The sequence below is a fragment of the Stenotrophomonas sp. HMWF003 genome (assembly GCF_003061285.1).
GTDB lineage: Bacteria > Pseudomonadota > Gammaproteobacteria > Xanthomonadales > Xanthomonadaceae > Stenotrophomonas > Stenotrophomonas maltophilia_AP.
The window spans coordinates 24,724-26,071 of the sequence record NZ_QAIW01000461.1; the positions used below are offsets into that span (position 1 = coordinate 24,724).

The following is a 1,348-nucleotide window of genomic DNA, read 5'->3' on the forward strand; positions in this document are numbered from 1 at the left end:
GCACCCGCGCCGGCGAACCGCTGGCGCTGCACATGGAGGTGGACGCGCTGGCCTTCACCGGGTCCACCGCCGTGGGCAAGCGGCTGCTGCAGTGCGCCGGGCGGTCCAACCTCAAGCGCACCTGGCTGGAGTGCGGCGGCAAGAGCCCGAATCTGGTGTTCGCCGATGCACCAGACCTGGACAAGGCCGCCGAAGCGGCCGCCACCGGCATTTTCTACAACCAGGGCGAGGTCTGCACGGCGGCGTCGCGGCTGCTGGTGCAGCGCTCGATCCAGGACGAATTCGTGACCCGGGTACTTGCGCACGCGCGCCGCATGCAGCCGGCCCATCCGTTCGACCCGGACGCGCCGATGGGCGCGCTGGTGGACGACCGGCACGCCGACCAGGTGCTGGACCACATCAACCGTGGCCAGGCCGAAGGCGCGCGCCTGCTGCTGGGCGGCAAGCGGGTGGAGGTGGTGGCCGGTGGCAGCTATGTCCAGCCCACCGTGTTCGACGAGGTGGATGCCGGGCACAGCATTGCCCGCGAGGAAATCTTCGGGCCGGTGCTGAGCGTGCTCGGCTTCGACCACGAAGCCGATGCGCTGCGGCTGGCCAACGATTCACGCTACGGCCTGGCCGCCGGTCTGTGGACCCGCGACCTCGGCCGCGCGCACCGGGTGGCGCGCCAGCTGCGCGCGGGCAGCGTGTGGGTGAACCAGTGGGACGGTGGCGACATGACCGCCCCGTTTGGCGGCTACAAGCAGTCCGGCATCGGTCGCGACAAATCGCTGCACGCGTTCGACAAGTACACCGAGCTCAAGGCCACCTGGATCCACCTGGGCGAGTGAGCGCGCTGGGCCGGCATGCCGGCGGCGACGGTCACGTCTGCAACCATCGGCCGCAGCGTCGCGCGGCCATGGCAGAATCGGGCAGCTGCCCTTTTGCGTGTGCCCGATGTCGACTCCTGCCGCACCTGCCGCCAATTCGCCCCGCCGCATCCTGCTGGCCAGCCTGATCGGCACCACCATCGAGTTTTTCGACTTCTACATCTACGCCACGGCGGCGGTACTGGTGTTCCCGCACCTGTTCTTCCCCGACAGCAGCGATGGCGCGGCCCTGCTGCAGTCGCTGGCCACCTTCGCGGTGGCCTTCATCGCACGGCCGGTGGGCTCGGCGGTGTTTGGTCACTACGGCGACCGGATCGGGCGCAAGGCCACGCTGGTGGCCGCCCTGTTGACCATGGGCGTGTCCACCGTGGCGATCGGCCTGCTGCCTACGCATGCCAGCATCGGCATCCTCGCCCCGGCCCTGCTGGCGCTGTGCCGGTTCGGCCAGGGCCTTGGGCTGGGCGGCGAGTGGGGCGGGG

1 protein-coding gene and 1 pseudogene are annotated in these 1,348 nt (G+C 70.3%); both read left to right on the plus strand.

All coding sequences use genetic code 11. From position 1 onward, the window contains the following. Positions 1 to 830, plus strand: a pseudogene (locus DBR34_RS24400) (aldehyde dehydrogenase family protein); the annotation flags it as partial. A gap of 106 nt (positions 831 to 936) precedes the next feature. Then, positions 937 to 1,348: MFS transporter (locus DBR34_RS20585; protein WP_146186901.1), on the plus strand; the 412-nt coding region annotated here is incomplete at its 3' end.